Raw genomic sequence first — 17910 nt, 5'->3', positions numbered from 1 at the left:
CTAGAACAGGCGGACGGCCCGCCCTTCCTCGATCGCGCTGCCACGACCGATAAGCCCGTTCGGACGCAACAGGAAGAGCAAGGTCAAAAGGACGAGCACGACGATGTCACGCGAACTGGAATCGAAATAGGCCGTCCAGAGGATTTCGACCATCGCAATCAGGAGGCCACCGAGTGCCGCGCCGAGCAGCGAGCCGGCGCCGCCGATGAGGCTGGCGAGAAGCGCCTTCAGGCCGACCATCAATCCCATGGAGTAGCTGATGGTGCCGTAGCTGAGCGCGAGGACGGCGCCGCCGCCGGCGGCGAGCGCCGAGGCGAGCAGAAGCGTCAGGCCCGTGATGGCGGCTGGGTCGATGCCGTTCAGGCGCGCCATCACGCCGTCGTCCGCGACGGCCCGCCAGGCGCGCCCGAAGGCGGAATGGCGCATTAGCGCGAGAACGGCGGGGATGATCACCAGGGCGGCGACGATGACCAGCAGGCGCATCTCGGTGATCACGACCGGAAATGGCCCCTGCGTCAGGATGATCGGCGTGTCCAGAATCGGCTGCACCCAGATTTCCCGCGCCCCTTGCGTCAGCCGCAGCATTTCGGAGAGGGCGATGCCGAGGCCGATGGTGGCGATGATGAAGGCGCGGTCGGGCCCCGACGACAGCGGCTGGACGACGGTCCGACCGACGAGCCAGCCCCAGAGCGCGGCGAGCCCCCCGGCCAGGGCGAGCACGATGCCGACCGAGGCCGCTAGCCCGAGGGAGGGCATGCTGGCGACGATGACCAGGCCGATGATCGCGCCATAGCCGCCGATGATGGCGATTTGGCCGAACGCCATGTGGATCCGCCGGATCAGGCCATAGATGAGGGCGAAGGCGAGGGCCAGCGGCGCATAGAGAGCCGCCAGATTGAGAATATTGAGGATCTGCTGCAGCGCGAAGCCGATCGGCTTCGGGAGGGAGATCGAGGAAACCTCGATGCTGGGCGACCTCCAGTCGGTCTCCGCGATGGCGCGCGAGACGGCGTCGTCCTGGCCAAGGAACCAGCGGTGCAGCGTCAGAAGCTCGCGCTCGGAGAGGGCGCCGGAATAGCCCCGCACCCCGATCACCTCGCTTCGCCCCATCTCGAGCGGACCGCCGCTGAAGGCGCAGTCCACATAGAGGGGCAGGTGCATGTCCGGAACAGTGTAGTTCACGCGGACGGCGTGGCTCACGCCCTCGAGCGGGATCACCGACTGGACGGAAACCTTCTGGCCGGCCGGGGCGACGGCGGTGGCGACCGCCACGCAGACACGCGCCTGCTGGCGGTCGACGGAACTGCACGCGGCCAGCAGCGTGGCCACGCAGAAGAGGAGCGCCATGATTGCGGCCGGTCTCGCGGCCCCCATCATCGGCGCGCTCCGATCAACGGGGGAGGAGCGGCGCGACGAGCGGCGCGAAGTAGGTGAGGATGCCGTCCGCGCCGGCTCGCTTGAAGGCCCAGAGGCTCTCGAGGAAGGCGCGGTCGCCGTCGATCCAGCCATTGCGCGCGGCCGCCTGCAGCATCGCGTATTCACCCGACACCTGGTAGGCGAAGGTCGGCATGGCGAAGGTCTCCTTCACCCGCTGCACCACGTCGAGATAGGGCAGGCCGGGCTTGACCATGATCATGTCGGCGCCCTCCTGGATGTCGAGCTCCACCTCGCGCAGCGCCTCGTCGGTGTTGGCGAAGTCCATCTGGTAGGTGCGCTTGTCGCCGACCAGGGTCTTCGAGGTGCCGATCGCGTCGCGGAACGGGCCATAGAAGGCCGACGCGTACTTGGCCGAGTAGGCCATGATCTGCACGTCCAGGAAGCCGGCCTCGTCGAGGACCTCGCGAATGGCGGCGACGCGGCCGTCCATCATGTCCGACGGCGCGATGACGTCGGCGCCGGCCTCGGCCTGGGCGAGCGCCTGCCGGACGAGCAGTGCGACGCTTTCGTCGTTCAGAATGCGGTCGCCGTCCATGACGCCGTCATGGCCGTGGCTGGTATAGGGGTCGAGCGCCACGTCGGCGATCAGGCCAACCTCCGGAACCGCCGCCTTGATGGCGCGCAGCGCCCGGCAGACCAGGTTCTGGGGATTGACGGATTCGCTGCCGACCGGATCGCGGAGCGCGGGATCGGTGAAGGGGAAGAGAGCGATCGCCGGGATCCCGAGCGCGGCGGCCTTTTCCGCCTCGACGACGGCCTGATCGACCGAAAGACGCTGGACGCCCGGCATCGAGGCAACATCCTGGCGGACGTTCGTGCCCTCGATCAGGAAGATCGGCCAGATCAGGTCACTGACCGTCAGCACGGTCTCGCGCACCAGCCGTCGCGACCAGTCCGCCTTGCGGTTGCGACGCAGGCGGCGGCCGCCCAGGATCGCATTCATGTCGGGCGGGGTGGGAAGCTGGCGAGTCATCTTCGGTTCCTTGAGCGGCGTGACGGCCGGACGTTACCACCAGAAGTTCCAGCGGCAAGCGCAGCGCTGTCGCGCCTTCGGGTAGGCGAGCGGGCTAGGAGTCGCCCTTGCGGGCGAGAACCTTGTCGATCCGGCGGCCGTCGAGGTCAACCACTTCGAAGATCCAGCCCTCGTGGTGGAAGAACTCGCCGGGCACCGGGATGTGGCCGAGGTGGTGCAGCATGAAGCCGGCGAGGGTAGCGAAGTCGCCATCGCTGCCCAGCGCCTTCAGCGCCAGCGTCCGTTCCACCGTGTCGATGGCGGCGCTGCCGTCGATCAGCCAGGACCCATCGGCGCGCTGGACGGCCTCCGGAAGTTCATCGCCTTCATGTTCCGGCATGTCGCCGGCGATGGCGATCAGGATATCCATCGGTGTGACCACGCCCTGGAAGCTCCCATATTCGTCCAGCACGATGGCCATGTGCACGTTCGACGACTTGAAGCGGTCGAGCACCTTGAGGATCGGCATGCGCTCGTCGACATAGAGCGGTTCGCGGATGACCGGAGCGAGGTCGACCGTCTGGCCGCTGTAGATCTGCTCCAGCAGATCCTTGGCGTGGACGATGCCGATCACGGCGTCGATCTCGTCGCGGCTGACCGGGAAGCGCGAATGGCCGGAATGGATGACGGCGTCGCGGATATCGGCTGGCGGGTCCTCTATGTCGAGCCACACCACATCCGGCCGCGCCACCATGATCGAGCGGACCGAACGATCGGCGACGCGGATCACCGCCTCGATCATCTCCCGCTCGGCCTGATGGAACACACCGGCCTCGGTGCCCTCGGCGATCATCGTCTTGACCTCCTCCTCGGTCACCGACCGGTCGTCCTTGTCCTTCTGGCCGAGCACGCGCAGGACGGTCTCAGTGGAAAGACGCAGGAACCAGACGATCGGCAAGGCGACGCGGGCGAGAACTCCCACGGGGCCGGCGACGAAGCAGGCGAGACGCTCGGGATTGGTCAGCGCGAGGCGCTTCGGCACGAGTTCGCCCATGATGAGCGAGCAATAGGCGAGCCCGACCACCACGACGACCGTGGAGATCGTCGAGGCCTTGTTGCCGAGGCTGGGAAACTGCCCGAGCAGGAAGTCGTTTAGCGGGGTGGCCAACGCCGCTTCGCCATAGGCGCCGGAGAGAATGGCGACCAGGGTGATGCCGATCTGGACGGCGGAGAGGAATCCGGTCGGGTCCTCGGCAAGCCGCAGGGCGGCGGTCGCGCCGCGGGCGCCTTCGCTGGCCAACAGTTGCAACCGGGCCGGGCGCGAGGAGACAACGGCAATCTCCGACAGCGCGAAGAAGCCGTTGAACATGATCAACACAGCGATGATCAGGATGTCTTGCCAGGGCATGGATCGTCTAGCGGGTGGCGATCATCGGGGGAGGCATCATGACGGACCGGCCACGTAAATGAAGCCGGCAGGCACGGCCACGCGGCCCTGCCCCGGAATGCTGCTTCGCTGCTGCTGTCGACATGCGGGCGATCATACCGAAGCCGGCGGGTTCCCGCCAGCGGAGAGATGATGGTTCCTTCCGGCAGGCAATCAGGTGGGGACGACGGCCGATCGCGCTTGTCGCGCCGCGGCCACCGCTTACTGTCGGCGGCATCATGGCGGAGACGATTATGGCCGAGCCCGAGATCCGTTTCGAGCGTCAGGGACATGCGGGCATTGCCACCCTCAGTCGTCCGGGCGCGCTGAACGCCCTGTCGCATGGGATGGTGTCCGCATTGGCGACGACGCTCGCGGAGTGGCACGACGACCCGGCGATCCGTGTCGTGATCGTTCGGGGCGAGGGGCGGGCCTTCTGTGCCGGCGGCGATATCCGCGCCGTCTGCGAGGCGGGCAGGGGGGCTCCGGAACAGAAGGCCTTCTTTCACGACGAGTATCGACTCAACGCCGCCATCAAGGCGTTTCCGAAACCCTATGTCGCCCTGGTCGACGGCTACATCATGGGGGGAGGCGCGGGGATTGCGGTTCACGGCTCGCATCGCGCCTTCGCCGAGAACGCCGTGTTCGCCATGCCCGAGACGGGCATCGGCTTCTTTCCCGATGTCGGATCGAGCTTCTTCCTCGCGCGCATGCCGGGCGAAACCGGCGTCTATTGCGCGCTCGCGGCGGCGCGGCTTCGCCGCGGTGATGCGATCTTGTCGGGCATCGCGACCCACGCCGTTCCGGCGGCGCGCTTCGACGCTATCGTCGCGCATCTCGCCGAGACGAGCGATGTCGACGCCGTGCTGGCGGAGCATGCCGAGGTCGTGGAGCCGGAGACGTTGCCCGGTCTGCGAGGCGACATCGACGCCCTCTTCGCGACCGGTTCCGTCGAATCGATCGTCACTCGCCTTGAGGCGCTGGCGGGAGCGAATGCCGAATGGGCGCGGCGGATCGCGGAGGCCATCCGGGCGAAGTCGCCGACCAGCCTGCGCGTCGCCCTGCGGCAGATTCGCGCCGCGCGGGCGCTTTCCTTCGAGGACTGCATCCGGCTGGACTGGCGGATTGCCTGTGCAATTCTGGACGGGCATGACTTTTATGAAGGCGTGCGCGCGGTGCTGATCGACAAGGATCAGGCGCCGGTCTGGAAACCGGCGACACTCGCGGATGTTGACCCCGAGGCCGTCGATAGGCACTTCGTGGTGCCGCCCGAAGGAGATCTGCCGCTACCATGATCGACAATGAAGTCACCCAGCTCCCGAGCGAGCCCGACAATCCCTACGATCTGGCGCTGACGATCTATCTTCGCGGCGTTGCGGCGATGCTTCTGCTGCTGGGGCTGCGGCACTGGCTCTATATCGCCGGCGTCTTCCAGGATCCGGGCTGGAGCTTCGAGACGATGTCGACGCCCTGGCGGGCGGTGACTATTCAGCTCGCGGTCGTCGACCTCGTCGCGGCCGTCGGGCTCTGGATGCGCGTCGCCTGGGGCAATGTGATCTGGATCTACGTGGCGCTGTTCGAAATCGCCATGCACACGGTGTTTGCCGAGACCTTTGGCCTGGACCTGCTCATCGTCGCCTTCCACATCATAACGCTGCTCGTCTTCGTCGCGCTCCTGGTCATGAGCAAGCGGCACGAAGCCGCCTCGGCTTGACGGTCGTCTGCGCGCCGCTTCCCGGCGGCGTAGCAGCTTTTTTAACGATAAGCGCCGGTTTGCGGCAGGTCGACCCGGGTAAGCCTGCGTTAAGCGTGATATTTAAGATCATATTCAAATGGTCGCTCTAAGGTCCGGTCTCATCAGGCGAGAGGAATACTTGCCACGCAACAGAGAGGCCGGAAAGATGATCAGCGCGTCGCGAGCAGTTGAACCAGTCATCCAGCAGAACAATACGCCGGATCTGAAGCCGCTTTACATGGAAGCGCTGACGCTGGTGGAAAGGCTGCATCGCCGCCTGCTCGATGTCATCAAGGACGAGTTCGAGCGCTCCGGCCGGTCCGACGTCAACAGCGTCCAGGCGCTGCTTCTGTTCAACATCGGCGACGCCGAGCTGACCGCCGGCGAGCTTCGCAGCCGCGGCTACTATCTGGGTTCGAACGTCTCCTACAATCTCAAGAAGCTGGTCGAGATGGGCTTCATCCATCACCAGCGTTCGCGGATGGACCGGCGCTCGGTGCGGGTCAGCCTGACCGAGCAGGGCCAGGAAATCGCCAGCATCGTGGCGGGCGTCTACGAGCGCCACATGAAGTCCATCGAGCAGGTGGGCGGTATCGCCGCCGACGACTTCCAGATGCTCAACCGCGCCATGCAGCGGCTCGATCGCTTCTGGACCGACCAGATCCTCTACCGCCTCTGATCGGTGGTAACGGTTCTCTGAAAAACCCCGGCCCGAGGCCGGGGTTTTTGTTTGCCGTCATGCTGGAGAAAGAGTCCGGTAACCATGATGGCCTCAATCTTGCGACGAGTGCTGCGCAGGGGTGCGACATCAAAGCGCCATACTGGCGTGGAAACGAAACATGCCGGCTCAGCTATGTTGCCAGTCGGGGACGTTTGTGTTTTCCACGCGCCGGAGTTGCGTGTCCGTTACGTCGTGCGGTTGCCGATGTCGCGGGCCGGGCCTGCCAGCAGTTCGATTACGGGTTCGCGGCGCGTGCCAGCCGCAGGGACAATCCGGGCGGCGACGGTTTCGTTGTGCCCATCTACAGCGAGCTTCCAGAAGTAGTGTCATGAGCGGATCAAAGAAGACTTTCCTCCTCCCGGCACCGGCGATGACCCGTCGCGGCGCCCTGCGTTCGATCGCCGGCGCCATGGCCGCTTCGGTCGCGCTGCCGCTTTCGGCGCTCGCCCAGGATGCGGATCCGATCAACCAGGTTCTGCAGAATCGGAGCAACGACTGGTCCGACGGTTTCGACGCCGCCTCGAGCGGCGCGGCTTCGGTTCGGACCTCTGCCCCGATCCTGTCGCCGGACACGGCGACCACGACCGAATACGCCATCCAGAACTACACGGACATCGTCGCGCGCGGCGGCTGGCCCGTGGTTCCCGGCGACAAGAAGCTCAGCCTCGGCAACAAGGATCCGAACGTTGTTATCCTGCGCCAGCGCCTGACGGTGACGGGTGACCTGGCGGCCGGCGCTGGCAATTCGCAGACATTCGATTCCTATGTCGATGCGGCGCTGCGTCGTTTCCAGGCTCGCCACGGCCTGCCGGCCGATGGCGTCGCGGGTCCCTCGACCATCAACATGATGAACGTGCCGGCGGCGGTCCGTCTCGCGCAGCTGCAGACCAACCTGGTTCGCCTGCGCTCGATGTCGGGCTTCCTCGGCGATCGCTACGTGATGATCAACATTCCAGCCGCCGCGATCGAGGTGGTGGAGGGCGGCCGGGTCATCTCGCGCCACACCGCCGTCGTCGGCAAGGTCGATCGTCCGACGCCGATCCTGGCGACCAAGATCTATCGCGTCAGCTTCAACCCCTATTGGACGGTTCCTGCGTCGATCATCCGCAAGGACCTCATCCCGCTGATGCAGAAGTCGCCCGACTATCTGACCAAGAAGCAGATTCGCATCTACGATTCGGCCGGCGTCGAGGTGCCACCCGAGTCGATCGACTGGAACACCGACCAGGCGACCAAGGGCTATCTGTTCCGGCAGGATCCGGGCGATTTCAATTCGCTCGGCAGCGTGCGCATCTCGTTCCACAACGACGAGCAGGTCTACATGCACGACACGCCGCAGAAGGACATCTTCGGTCGCGTCGAGCGGTTTGACTCCTCCGGTTGCATCCGCGTGCAGAACATCCGCCAGGTCATTGGCTGGCTGCTGCGCGACAATCCCGACTTCCCGCGCGAGCGGATCGACCAGATCTTCAAGTCGGGCGAGCAGGTTCATGTGAACCCGAAGCCCGAAGTGCCGCTCTACCTGCAATATATCAGCGCCTGGGCGATGGACGACGGCGTTACCCATTTCCGCGATGACATCTACAATCGCGACGGGATCGGCCAGCTGGCGCTGCAATAGGCGGCGGCCGGTTTGAAAATGGCCGTTCGGGGGCAGTTTTCCCGGACGGCCCCGTGATCGAAGGGCCGATGAGGCCCTTTTTCTTGGCCTCTACCCCCACATATGGTACGTGGCCCGAGTTCCGGACGCGCCGACTCTCTGGCTCGATCCGGTGCCGACAACAGGATGGACCGCCCCATGTCTCTGACGGATCGCGCCGACAGCCTTTCCTCGACTTCCGCCTTCTTCAACCGGACCCTCGCCGAGGCCGATCCGGAAATCGCCGATGCCATCGGCAAGGAGCTCGGTCGCCAGCAGCATGAAATCGAATTGATCGCATCGGAGAACATCGTTTCGCGCGCTGTGCTCGAGGCGCAGGGTTCGGTGCTGACGAACAAGTATGCGGAGGGCTATCCGGGCAAGCGCTATTACGGCGGCTGCGAGTTCGTCGACATCGTCGAGACGCTCGCCATCGAGCGCGCCAAGAAGCTGTTCGGCTGCGAGTTCGTCAACGTCCAGCCGAATTCCGGCAGCCAGATGAACCAGGCCGTCTTCCTCGCGCTGCTGCAGCCGGGCGACACCTTCATGGGCCTCGACCTCGCCGCGGGCGGTCACCTGACCCACGGCTCGCAGGTCAACATGTCGGGCAAGTGGTTCAACGTGGCGCCGTATGGCGTGCGTCGCGAGGACCAGCTCCTCGACTATGAAGAGATCCAGCGCATCGCCGAGGAGAAGAAGCCGAAGCTGATCATCGCCGGCGGCACCGCCTATTCCCGCATCTGGGATTTCAAGCGTTTCCGCGAGATCGCGGATTCGGTCGGCGCCTACCTGATGGTCGACATGGCGCACTTCGCCGGTCTCGTCGCCGGTGGCGCGCATCCGTCACCGCTGCCGCATGCGCATGTCGTCACGACGACGACGCACAAGTCGCTGCGCGGCCCGCGCGGCGGCATGATCCTGACCAATGACGAGGCGATCGCCAAGAAGATCAACTCGGCCGTGTTCCCCGGCCTGCAGGGCGGTCCGCTGATGCACGTGATCGCGGCCAAGGCGGTTGCCTTTGCCGAGGCGCTGCGCCCCGACTTCAAGCTGTACGCGAATAACGTCGTCGAAAATGCTCGCGCGCTTGCGGAAACCCTCAAGAGCACCGGCTTCGACATCGTTTCTGGCGGCACCGACAACCACCTGATGCTCGTCGACCTGCGTCCCAAGCAGGTGAAGGGCAACGTGTCGGAGAAGGCGCTCGTCCGCGCCGGCCTGACCTGCAACAAGAACGGCATTCCGTATGATCCGGAGAAGCCCTTCGTCACGTCCGGCATCCGCCTCGGTACGCCGGCCGCCACGACGCGCGGTTTCGGTGTCGCGGAGTTCCAGGAGGTCGGCCGCCTGATCGCCGAGGTCCTGAGCGCGGTTTCGCAGTCGGAAGACGGCTCGGCCCCGCTCGTCGAGGCCTCGGTCAAGGAACGCGTCCACGCGCTGACCGCGCGCTTCCCGATTTATTCCTGATCGGAACAGGCCATGCGTTGTCCCTATTGCGGCAGCGATGATACGCAGGTGAAGGACTCCCGCCCGTCGGAGGACAATACGTCCATCCGGCGGCGTCGGGTCTGTGCGGATTGTGGCGGTCGGTTCACGACTTTCGAGCGCATCCAGTTGCGCGAGTTGACCGTCGTGAAGAAGAGCGGACGGCGGGTTCCCTTCGATCGGGACAAGCTGATGCGGTCGGTCCAGGTCGCGCTGCGCAAGCGCCCGGTCGATCCCGACCGCGTCGAGCGGATGGTCAACGGGGTCGTGCGCCAGCTCGAAAGCAGCGGCGAGAGCGAGATCAACGCCGAGCAGATCGGCGTGTACGTCATGGAGGCCCTGAAGGGGCTCGATGACGTGGCCTATGTCCGCTTTGCTTCCGTCTATCGAAACTTCCGCGAGGCCAAGGACTTCTCGACCGTGCTCGATGAGCTTTCGGCTCAGGACGTGGCCGAGGTCGACACACGCGATTGAAGTCGTGACGCGGCGTTTCCGCGCCGCGTCACCGGATCTGCGGGGGTTCGGATGGCGACAGCACCGACTGCGAGCGTCGATTCGGAGATGGACCGTCGTCTGATGGCGGTCGCCCTGCGCTATGGTCGACGCAATCTCGGCTCGACCGCGCCGGCTCCCTCCGTCGGAACGCTCGTCGTTCGCGACACCGTCGACGGGCCGATCGTCCTCGGACGGGGCGTGACGGCCGTGGGCGGTTCGCCGCATGCGGAGTTGGTCGCCCTCCAGTCGGCGAAGGACGAAGCCCGCAGCGCGACCGTGTTCACCACGATGGAGCCCTCGCCGGAATCGGCCCTGGCGCTGATCGCAGCCGGCGTTGCGCGTGTCGTGAGCGCCATGGACAATCCGGATCCGCGCCTGCAGGGGCGGGGACACGCCCTGCTGCGCGACGCGGGCATCACCGTTACGAACGGCGTGCTGGGCGACGAGGCGCGACGCCAGCACGCGGGCCATGTCACCGTCCTGGCGAAGGGACGGCCGCATGTGACGCTGAAACTCGCCGTTTCGGCCGATGGCATGATCGGCCGGGTGACGGGCGAGCGGATGCTGGTTTCGGGGCGCGAGGCCTTCGCGCGCCTGCAGACCATGCGCATCGAGGCCGACGCGACCCTGATCGGCATCGGCACCGCGCTCGTCGACGACCCAAGCCTCACCGTCCGGGTTCCCGGGCTTCGGGCGCATTCACCCATTCGCATCGTGCTGGATACGCAAGCGCGTCTGTCGCCAGCATCTTCCTTGGTCAAGGGCGCCGGAGACACCGCGCTCTGGGTGGTCTCCGCGACGGAAGCGCCCCTCGTCAACCGCGAGAAGCTTCTCGCCTGCGGTGTCGACGTCCTGACAGTCGGGACGGGTTCGGGCGGCGTCGACATCGAGGCGGCGCTGCGCGTCCTGGCGGAACGGGGCGTGACACGCCTTCTCGTCGAGGGCGGCGCCAAGGTCGCCGCGTCGCTGCTGCATCGCGGCCTGCTTGACGAGGTGGTTCTGTTTCACGCGCCGGTCGTGGTCGGGCCGGACGGCGTGCGGGCACTCGCCGGCGGGGCCCTGTCCGCGATCGAGCGCAGTCCGCGATTCCGTCGCGTCGAGGAAGCGCGCCTCGGCGAGGACCGCATGGTTCGTTACGAAAGGTCAGTCTGAGCATGTTCACGGGCATCATCACCGACGTCGGCAAGGTCACGGCGGTGGAGCGTCGCAACGACGTCAACAAGATCACGATCGACAGCCGCTATGACGCCGAAACGATCGCCATCGGCGCATCGATCGCCTGCGCCGGCGTCTGCCTGACGGTCATCGCGCTCGATCCGCAGCCCGACGGCCGCACGCGCTTCGACGTCGAGGCGGCGCCCGAGACGCTGGCTCTCACGGAAGTCGGCAACTGGCAGGCCGGCACGGCAATCAACCTCGAGCGCGCCCTCAAGATCGGCGACGAGCTCGGAGGGCACATGGTGTCCGGTCATGTCGATGGTCTCGCGACGGTCGTCAGTCGCGAGGACCTCGGCGAGACGACCCGCTTCGTGTTCGAGGCGCCGAAAAGCCTCTCGCGGTTCATCGCCACCAAGGGCTCGGTCGCGCTCGACGGCACGTCGCTGACGGTGAACTGGGTCGAAGGCGACCGGTTTTCGGTCCTGCTGATCCCGCACACCCTGGCTGAGGGCATCACGACCTGGGGCGCGCGCAAGGTGGGAGACCGTATCCACCTCGAAGTCGACCAGATGGCGCGCTATGTGGCACGGCTGACCGAAGCCGCGTAAGCTGCGGCGTTCTTTTCCCTTTACACCACCTGGGCCGCATGGTTCACCTGCCGCCCAATCCGATCGGGTGACCGGTCAAAGAGAGAGCTTCACCATGTCCGACACGGCGCCCCATCTTCTCGTCATCGACGCACGCTTCTACGAGGACATCTCGGACGAGCTCTTCAACGGCGCCAAGGGCGCCATCGAGGCCGCCGGCGCGACCTACGAGCGGATCTCGGTGCCGGGCGTGCTGGAGATTCCCGCCGCGCTCTCCATGGCGCTCGCGGCGATGGACGAGGACGAGGTCAACTATGACGGCTTCGTCGTGCTCGGCTGCGTGATCCGCGGCGAGACCTCGCATTACGACATCGTCGCGAACGAGTCGGCGCGCGCGATCATGGACATGGCCGTCATCGAATCGTTGGCGATCGGCAACGGCATCCTCACCGTCGAGAACGACGCGCAGGCTTATGCGCGCGCTCGCGTCAGCGAGAAGAACAAGGGCGGCGCCGCCGCGGAGGCCGCGCTCGCCATGATCGCGCTTCGCAACAAGTTCGGTCTCTGAGATGGCCGCTACCGACAAAGCGCCTCCGTCAGCGCGAACGTTCCGTCCCGCCAACCAGCGCGGAGCGGCCCGCCTCGCGGCCGTGCAGGCCCTCTACCAGCTCGACGTCGGCGGTGCCTCGCTGACCGAAGTCGTCGCCGAGTTCGAGAATTTCCGCCTCGGCAAGGAACTCGATGGCGAGCAGTATCGCGACGCCGACGCGGCTTTCTTCCGCGACATCATCGCCGGCGTGGTGCGCGAGCAGCGCAATCTCGATCCGGCGATTCACGTCTCGCTGGCGGCCGACTGGCCGCTGAAGCGCATCGACGTGACCCTGCGCGCGATCCTGCGTTGTGGCGCCTACGAGCTGATGGGGCGTCGCGACGTTCCGGCCAAGGTCGTCATCACGGAGTATGTCGATATCGCCAGCGCCTTCTTCTCCGGCGGTGACGAGCCGCGCGTCGTCAACGGCGTGCTGGACACGATCGCCCGCAGGCTGCGCAGCGAGGAGTTCGGCTCGGCGCCGACCGGCGATAAGGACTGACATGGCGGAGCGGCGTGAACGGCCCGGCGAGTTCGGGATGATCGCCCGCTATCTGCGGCCATTGGCGGATGATCCCGGTGCGTTCGGTCTCACGGACGATGCCGCGTCGCTGAGCCCCGAGCCGGGCTTCGACCTCGTCTTCACCAAGGACATGGTCGCGGCCGGGGTTCATTTCTTCGCGCAGGATCCGCCGGCCTCGATCGCGCGGAAGGCGCTGCGCGTCAACCTCTCCGACTTGGCGGCCAAGGGCGCCACGCCTGTCGGCTATCTGCTGGGGCTGGCGCTGCCGGCCGACTGGACCGAGGACTGGATGGCCGAGTTCTCGGCCGGACTGGCCGAGGATCAGAAGCGCTACGGCATTCCGCTGCTTGGCGGCGATACCGTCAAGTCGCCGGATGGACTGATGCTGTCGGTGACGGCAATCGGACAGGTGCCGAGCGGGACCATCGTGCGACGCGCAGGGGCGCGGGCAGGCGACCTCATCGTCGTCTCGGGCACGATCGGCGACGCGGCGCTCGGCCTGCGCCTTCGCCTGGGAACGCTCGCCGCCGAGGCCGCAGGCGGAGAGGCGGAGCATCTGCTCGACCGCTATCTGCATCCCCGGCCGCGACTCGGCCTCGCCGAAGCGGTGCGGGACTTCGCGCATGCCTCGCTCGACATTTCCGATGGTCTCGTCGGCGATCTTGGCCACGTCACGCGCACGTCGGGTGTCTCGGCCATCGTCGAGGCGGCCCGGCTCCCGCTTTCGAGCGCTGCCCGTTCCGTCCTCGAAACCGATCCGGCGGCTCTCGCGACCGTCCTGACCGGCGGCGACGACTACGAGATCCTGGTGACGCTGCCGCCCGAAGCCCTGGATGGCTACGAGGCGGCCGCGCGCGAGGCCGGCATACCGGTGACGGTCATTGGTCGCATCGTGGCGGGGGAGGGAGCGCCAGTGGTGCTGGGCCTCGACGGGAAACCGGTCGCGCTGGGTCGTGCTTCCCACGATCACTTCTGATCGGAGCAAATTTTTCTGCTAACCATGCCTCTGCATGCGGATCGCCGAGTCTGGCCGGCCGCAGGAGGATGATCTTGGACAGCGAGAACTCGTTCGAACTCGACCGGCAGGTACGGCGCAACGCCGTCGTGCTGATGTCGGCCAACGCGATCAACGGCTCGATCCTGCCGATCGCCGTGACGCTGGGCGGCCTGGCGGGCGCCTACCTGCTTGGTCCCGACAAGTCGCTTGCGACGCTGCCGGTGACCGCGTCGACGGTCGGATCGGCGCTGACCACGATCCCCGCGGCGATCCTGATGAGCCGTATCGGTCGCCGAAAGGGTTTCGTTGTCGGCGCGGCGCCGGCGATTGCGGGCGGCCTTCTGGCCGCCTTCGCGCTCATGCAGGGGCTGTTCTGGCTGTTCGCCGTCTCGCTGTTCCTCATCGGCATGTCCGGCGCCTTCAACCAGCAATATCGCTTTGCCGCGATCGACGCCGGCAGCCTGCCGGTGCGCACCAAGGCGATGTCGCTCGTCATGGCAGGCGGAATCTTCTCGGCCATCATCGGTCCGCAGACGGTCATCCTGACGAATGGCTGGCTGAGCCCGATCGCCTTCGCGGGCACCTTCCTGGCGGCCGCCGGGCTCGGCTGCCTCGGGCTTGTGATCGCCAGCCTCGTGCGCGACGTCGCGCCGCCCCGTCCGGTCGAGACGGATCAGCAGGCGGCGAAGGGGCGGCCGCTCGGCGTCATCGCGCGCCAGCCCCGCTTCATCGCGGCGGTGATCTGCGGCATCGCCGCCTATGCGATGATGACGCTCGTGATGACGGCGGCGCCGCTCGCCATGGTCGGATGCGGGCTCAGCCAGAGCGACGCCGCGCTCGGCATCCAGTGGCACGTGCTGGCGATGTTCGGACCGAGCTTCTTCACAGGGCGGCTGATTGTTCGATTCGGCAAGGAACGAATCGTCATCGCGGGTCTGGCTCTGCTGACGGGTTGCGCGCTTGTCGGGCTCTCCGGTCTTTCGCTGGCGCATTTCTGGATCACGCTGATCCTGCTCGGCCTCGGCTGGAACCTGGCCTTCATCGGCGCCACCGCCATGCTGGGCGACACCTATCGTCCCGAGGAGCGGGGCAGGGTGCAGGGTCTCAATGATTTCCTCGTCTTAGGGGCGGCGGCTGTCGCGTCCCTGCTCTCCGGCAAGCTGATCGGCGGGCCCGGCTGGGCGTTCATCAACATGATCGTCTTCCCCGTCGTCATCGTCGCCCTGCTGGCGCTCGCATGGGCCTTCCTGATGCGCCGGAGCCCGCGCGGGGAGGAGGCTTGACCCGCGCGTAAAGCCGTTCTCAACTCGTCCTGACGGGGGGGAATTGCTGGGAGGAACGTTGCTCTTTCCCGCCGCACGGTTCAGCCGGCGCGGCGTCCTCGGGCGGCCGTAACACAAGGCCGGCCAGAGGAGGAATGTGGACGTGATCTATCTCATAATTCTATGTGCGTTGCTTGCGCTCGCCTATGGCGTATGGGCGACGCGGTCGGTCCTCGCGGCCGATGCGGGCACCGCGCGCATGCAGGAAATCGCCGCGGCGGTACGAGAGGGCGCTAGTGCCTATCTCAAGCGGCAATACACCACCATCGCCATCGTCGGCGTGGTCATCTTCGTCATCGTCGCCTGGCTCCTGTCGCTCGCGGTCGCGATCGGCTTTGCCATCGGTGCCATCCTTTCGGGGCTCGCCGGCTTCATCGGCATGAACGTGTCGGTCCGCGCCAATGTGCGCACCGCGCAGGCGGCGACCAAGAGCCTGGGGGAGGGCCTCGAGATCGCGTTCAAGTCGGGTGCCATCACCGGCATGCTCGTGGCGGGCCTCGCCCTGCTCGGCGTCGCCGGCTACTACCTGATCCTGACGCATTTCGTCGGCTTCTCGCCGGAGGATCGCGTCGTCGTCAACGCGCTCGTGGCGCTTGGCTTCGGCGCGTCGCTGATCTCGATCTTCGCGCGTCTCGGCGGCGGCATCTTCACCAAGGGCGCCGACGTCGGCGGCGACCTGGTCGGCAAGGTCGAGGCGGGCATTCCCGAGGATGACCCGCGCAACCCGGCCACCATCGCCGACAACGTCGGCGACAATGTCGGCGATTGCGCCGGCATGGCGGCCGACCTGTTCGAAACCTATGTCGTGACCGTGGTGGCGACCATGGTGCTGGCGGCGATCTTCTTCGCGGCGTCGCCGGCCTTCGGCAGCATCATGCTCTATCCGCTCGGCATCGGCGCGGCCTGCATCCTGACCTCGATCGCCGGCACGTTCTTCGTCAAGCTCGGCGCCAACCAGTCGATCATGGGGGCCCTCTACAAGGGCTTCATCGCCTCGGCGGTCCTGTCGGTGGTGGGCCTCGCGGTCGCGACGCAGCTGCTGATTGGCTGGGGTGAGATCGGAACCGTGGCCGGCACCGCGATCACCGGGACGAGCCTCTTCTTCTGCGGCGTCATCGGCCTCGTCGTGACCGGGCTGATCGTCTGGATCACCGAGTACTACACCGGCATCGGCTATCGGCCCGTCCGGTCGATTTCCCAGGCTTCAGTCACCGGCCACGGTACCAACGTGATCCAGGGCTTGGCCGTCTCGCTCGAGGCGACCGCCCTGCCGACCCTCGTCATCGTGGTGGGCATTATCTCGACCTACGCGCTCGCCGGCCTGTTCGGCACGGCGGTGGCGGTTTCGACGATGCTCGGCCTCGCCGGCATGGTGGTGGCGCTCGACGCCTTCGGCCCGGTGACGGACAACGCCGGCGGCATTGCCGAGATGGCGGGCCTGCCCAAGGAAGTCCGCAAGTCGACCGACGCGCTGGACGCAGTCGGCAACACGACCAAGGCGGTCACCAAGGGCTATGCGATCGGTTCGGCCGGCCTCGGCGCGCTCGTCCTGTTCGCTGCCTACAACTATGACCTCACCCACTTCATCGCGGAGGCGAACAAGGAAGGGGCGACGGCATTCCAGTACTTCAAGGGCGTCGTACCCGATTTCACCCTCTCCAATCCCTATGTCGTGGTCGGACTTCTGCTCGGCGGCCTCATTCCCTACCTCTTCGGCGGCATCACCATGACCGCCGTCGGACGGGCGGCAGGCTCGATCGTCGAGGAGGTGCGGCGGCAGTTCCGCGAGAAGCCAGGAATCATGCAGGGCACCGACAAGCCGGACTATGGCCGGGCCGTCGACATCCTGACGAAGGCGGCGATCAAGGAGATGGTGGTTCCGTCGCTGCTGCCGGTGCTGGCGCCGATCGTCGTCTATTTCCTGATCTACTGGATCGCGGGCAAGAGCGAGGCCTTCTCGGCCGTTGGCGCCATGCTGCTTGGCGTCATCGTCACCGGCCTCTTCGTGGCGATTTCGATGACCTCGGGCGGCGGCGCCTGGGACAACGCCAAGAAGTCGTTCGAGGACGGGTTCACCGACGCCAGCGGCCAGACCCATCACAAGGGCTCCGACGCGCACAAGGCATCGGTGACCGGCGACACCGTCGGCGACCCCTACAAGGATACGGCCGGTCCGGCCGTCAATCCGGCGATCAAGATCACCAACATCGTCGCGCTGCTGCTGCTCGCGGTGCTGGCTCAGTAGGCGCGAGCCTAACGAGCCCAAAGAAGAAGGCCCTCCCGGCATGCCGCCGGGAGGGCCTTCTGATTCACGCTATCGGCTGCCGACTCAGGAGCCGAACGGATTGGTGCCCATGCCGACCGTGCCGGTCAGGACCTGCTCGAGGAAGCCCTGATCCTTGCCGCCCGTCGGCGTTGTCTGCGAGACATAGTCGAAGATCTTGCCGTCCTGGATGCCGTAGTTGGCAACCTTGTCGACTTCGTTCTTCTTGTTGAAATAGATGGCCAGGATCTTCTGGTCGACGACCTTGCGGTTCATGAAGGCGACCGGCCGCTTCCGCGTCTGGCTGATGTAGTAATAGACCTCGCCATCATACTCGGCGGTCGTCGACGGCGAGCCGAGCACGATCTGCACCTGGTCGCGGCTGGCGCCGATGGGAACCTGCTCGACGGCGTTGGGCGGAGGGACATAGCCGGAATTATAGGTCTCGTTCAGGCCGCCCAGCCCGCCATCGCCGGTGACCTTGCTGCAACCTGCCATCGAAACAATTGCGAGCGCGGCCAGCATGCCGACACTGGCGCGCCGAACGATTGGGCTGCATGCCAAGCGCCGATCTCTCATGC

17 protein-coding genes are annotated in these 17910 nt (G+C 66.3%); 13 read left to right on the top strand and 4 right to left on the bottom strand.

The annotated features are described in order from the left end of the window. The 3 genes from G539_RS0102640 to G539_RS0102630 all read right to left on the bottom strand — a co-directional run bounded on the left by G539_RS0102640 (position 1) and on the right by G539_RS0102630 (position 3797). Complete coding sequence (locus G539_RS0102640; protein WP_029073820.1) at positions 1-1347, bottom strand: ABC transporter permease subunit; 1347 nt, start codon at positions 1345-1347, stop codon at positions 1-3. Positions 1348-1390: 43 nt separating this feature from the next. Further along, on the bottom strand, positions 1391-2410 hold the full coding sequence (gene hemB / locus G539_RS23475) for a porphobilinogen synthase (RefSeq protein ID WP_035829885.1): 1020 nt from the start codon (positions 2408-2410) through the stop codon (positions 1391-1393). Between the two features lie 94 nt (positions 2411-2504). Further along, positions 2505-3797 carry a hemolysin family protein gene (locus G539_RS0102630; RefSeq protein WP_029073819.1) on the bottom strand — a complete coding sequence of 431 codons (1293 nt, stop codon included), beginning with the start codon at positions 3795-3797 and terminating at the stop codon, positions 2505-2507. A gap of 272 nt (positions 3798-4069) precedes the next feature. Here G539_RS0102630 and G539_RS0102625 point away from each other — a divergent pair, with 272 nt between their 5' ends. The 13 genes from G539_RS0102625 to G539_RS0102565 all read left to right on the top strand — a co-directional run bounded on the left by G539_RS0102625 (position 4070) and on the right by G539_RS0102565 (position 17311). Beyond that, positions 4070-5110, top strand: coding sequence for an enoyl-CoA hydratase/isomerase family protein (locus G539_RS0102625; protein ID WP_029073818.1), 1041 nt, complete (start codon positions 4070-4072; stop codon positions 5108-5110). Next, complete coding sequence (locus G539_RS0102620; protein ID WP_029073817.1) at positions 5107-5529, top strand: DUF6163 family protein; 423 nt, start codon at positions 5107-5109, stop codon at positions 5527-5529. The genes G539_RS0102625 and G539_RS0102620 overlap by 4 nt, the downstream gene beginning before the upstream one ends. Before the next feature lie 187 nt (positions 5530-5716). Further along, positions 5717-6229, top strand: coding sequence for a transcriptional regulator LdtR (ldtR, locus tag G539_RS0102615; protein WP_029073816.1), 513 nt, complete (start codon positions 5717-5719; stop codon positions 6227-6229). A 412-nt stretch (positions 6230-6641) separates the two neighbouring features. Then, the gene (locus tag G539_RS0102610) at positions 6642-7892 is read left to right on the top strand and encodes a L,D-transpeptidase family protein (RefSeq protein WP_035829882.1); all 1251 of its coding nucleotides are present in this window, start codon (positions 6642-6644) and stop codon (positions 7890-7892) included. Between the two features lie 177 nt (positions 7893-8069). Further along, complete coding sequence (gene glyA / locus G539_RS0102605; RefSeq protein ID WP_035830216.1) at positions 8070-9377, top strand: serine hydroxymethyltransferase; 1308 nt, start codon at positions 8070-8072, stop codon at positions 9375-9377. Between the two features lie 12 nt (positions 9378-9389). Continuing rightward, a complete protein-coding gene (nrdR, locus tag G539_RS0102600; protein WP_029073813.1) occupies positions 9390-9869 on the top strand; it encodes a transcriptional regulator NrdR in 480 nt (159 codons plus the stop codon). Positions 9870-9956: 87 nt separating this feature from the next. After that, complete coding sequence (gene ribD / locus G539_RS0102595) at positions 9957-11042, top strand: bifunctional diaminohydroxyphosphoribosylaminopyrimidine deaminase/5-amino-6-(5-phosphoribosylamino)uracil reductase RibD (protein ID WP_029073812.1); 1086 nt, start codon at positions 9957-9959, stop codon at positions 11040-11042. A gap of 2 nt (positions 11043-11044) precedes the next feature. After that, entirely contained in the window at positions 11045-11656 is a 612-nt protein-coding gene (locus G539_RS0102590) for a riboflavin synthase (protein WP_029073811.1), read from the top strand. Between the two features lie 94 nt (positions 11657-11750). After that, on the top strand, positions 11751-12203 hold the full coding sequence (gene ribH / locus G539_RS0102585) for a 6,7-dimethyl-8-ribityllumazine synthase (protein WP_029073810.1): 453 nt from the start codon (positions 11751-11753) through the stop codon (positions 12201-12203). A 1-nt stretch (position 12204) separates the two neighbouring features. Further along, on the top strand, positions 12205-12726 hold the full coding sequence (nusB, locus tag G539_RS0102580; protein ID WP_029073809.1) for a transcription antitermination factor NusB: 522 nt from the start codon (positions 12205-12207) through the stop codon (positions 12724-12726). A gap of 1 nt (position 12727) precedes the next feature. Then, positions 12728-13723 (top strand): thiamine-phosphate kinase, encoded by a 996-nt coding sequence (thiL, locus tag G539_RS0102575; RefSeq protein ID WP_035829877.1) that lies wholly within the window; start codon positions 12728-12730, stop codon positions 13721-13723. Positions 13724-13791: 68 nt separating this feature from the next. Next, the gene (locus tag G539_RS0102570; RefSeq protein WP_029073807.1) at positions 13792-15027 is read left to right on the top strand and encodes an MFS transporter; all 1236 of its coding nucleotides are present in this window, start codon (positions 13792-13794) and stop codon (positions 15025-15027) included. A gap of 136 nt (positions 15028-15163) precedes the next feature. Next, positions 15164-17311, top strand: coding sequence for a sodium-translocating pyrophosphatase (locus G539_RS0102565; RefSeq protein ID WP_029073806.1), 2148 nt, complete (start codon positions 15164-15166; stop codon positions 17309-17311). 84 nt (positions 17312-17395) lie between these two features. On the opposite strand, the gene G539_RS23470 is transcribed toward G539_RS0102565, so the two are convergent. Further along, a complete protein-coding gene (locus tag G539_RS23470) occupies positions 17396-17827 on the bottom strand; it encodes an outer membrane protein assembly factor BamE (protein ID WP_245576782.1) in 432 nt (143 codons plus the stop codon). Positions 17828-17910: the final 83 nt, after the last annotated feature.

The organism is Kaistia adipata DSM 17808 (assembly GCF_000423225.1).
Taxonomy (GTDB): domain Bacteria; phylum Pseudomonadota; class Alphaproteobacteria; order Rhizobiales; family Kaistiaceae; genus Kaistia; species Kaistia adipata.
This window is presented reverse-complemented; position numbering and strand designations above follow the sequence as displayed.

Coding starts and splice junctions, on each gene's coding strand:
- G539_RS0102640 (WP_029073820.1), bottom strand. CDS start 1,347: ATGGCGCTCCTCTTCTGCGTGGCCACGCTGCTGGCCGCGTGCAGTTCC.
- hemB (WP_035829885.1), bottom strand. CDS start 2,410: ATGACTCGCCAGCTTCCCACCCCGCCCGACATGAATGCGATCCTGGGC.
- G539_RS0102630 (WP_029073819.1), bottom strand. CDS start 3,797: ATGCCCTGGCAAGACATCCTGATCATCGCTGTGTTGATCATGTTCAAC.
- G539_RS0102625 (WP_029073818.1), top strand. CDS start 4,070: ATGGCCGAGCCCGAGATCCGTTTCGAGCGTCAGGGACATGCGGGCATT.
- G539_RS0102620 (WP_029073817.1), top strand. CDS start 5,107: ATGATCGACAATGAAGTCACCCAGCTCCCGAGCGAGCCCGACAATCCC.
- ldtR (WP_029073816.1), top strand. CDS start 5,717: ATGATCAGCGCGTCGCGAGCAGTTGAACCAGTCATCCAGCAGAACAAT.
- G539_RS0102610 (WP_035829882.1), top strand. CDS start 6,642: ATGACCCGTCGCGGCGCCCTGCGTTCGATCGCCGGCGCCATGGCCGCT.
- glyA (WP_035830216.1), top strand. CDS start 8,070: ATGTCTCTGACGGATCGCGCCGACAGCCTTTCCTCGACTTCCGCCTTC.
- nrdR (WP_029073813.1), top strand. CDS start 9,390: ATGCGTTGTCCCTATTGCGGCAGCGATGATACGCAGGTGAAGGACTCC.
- ribD (WP_029073812.1), top strand. CDS start 9,957: ATGGACCGTCGTCTGATGGCGGTCGCCCTGCGCTATGGTCGACGCAAT.
- G539_RS0102590 (WP_029073811.1), top strand. CDS start 11,045: ATGTTCACGGGCATCATCACCGACGTCGGCAAGGTCACGGCGGTGGAG.
- ribH (WP_029073810.1), top strand. CDS start 11,751: ATGTCCGACACGGCGCCCCATCTTCTCGTCATCGACGCACGCTTCTAC.
- nusB (WP_029073809.1), top strand. CDS start 12,205: ATGGCCGCTACCGACAAAGCGCCTCCGTCAGCGCGAACGTTCCGTCCC.
- thiL (WP_035829877.1), top strand. CDS start 12,728: ATGGCGGAGCGGCGTGAACGGCCCGGCGAGTTCGGGATGATCGCCCGC.
- G539_RS0102570 (WP_029073807.1), top strand. CDS start 13,792: ATGATCTTGGACAGCGAGAACTCGTTCGAACTCGACCGGCAGGTACGG.
- G539_RS23470 (WP_245576782.1), bottom strand. CDS start 17,827: ATGGCAGGTTGCAGCAAGGTCACCGGCGATGGCGGGCTGGGCGGCCTG.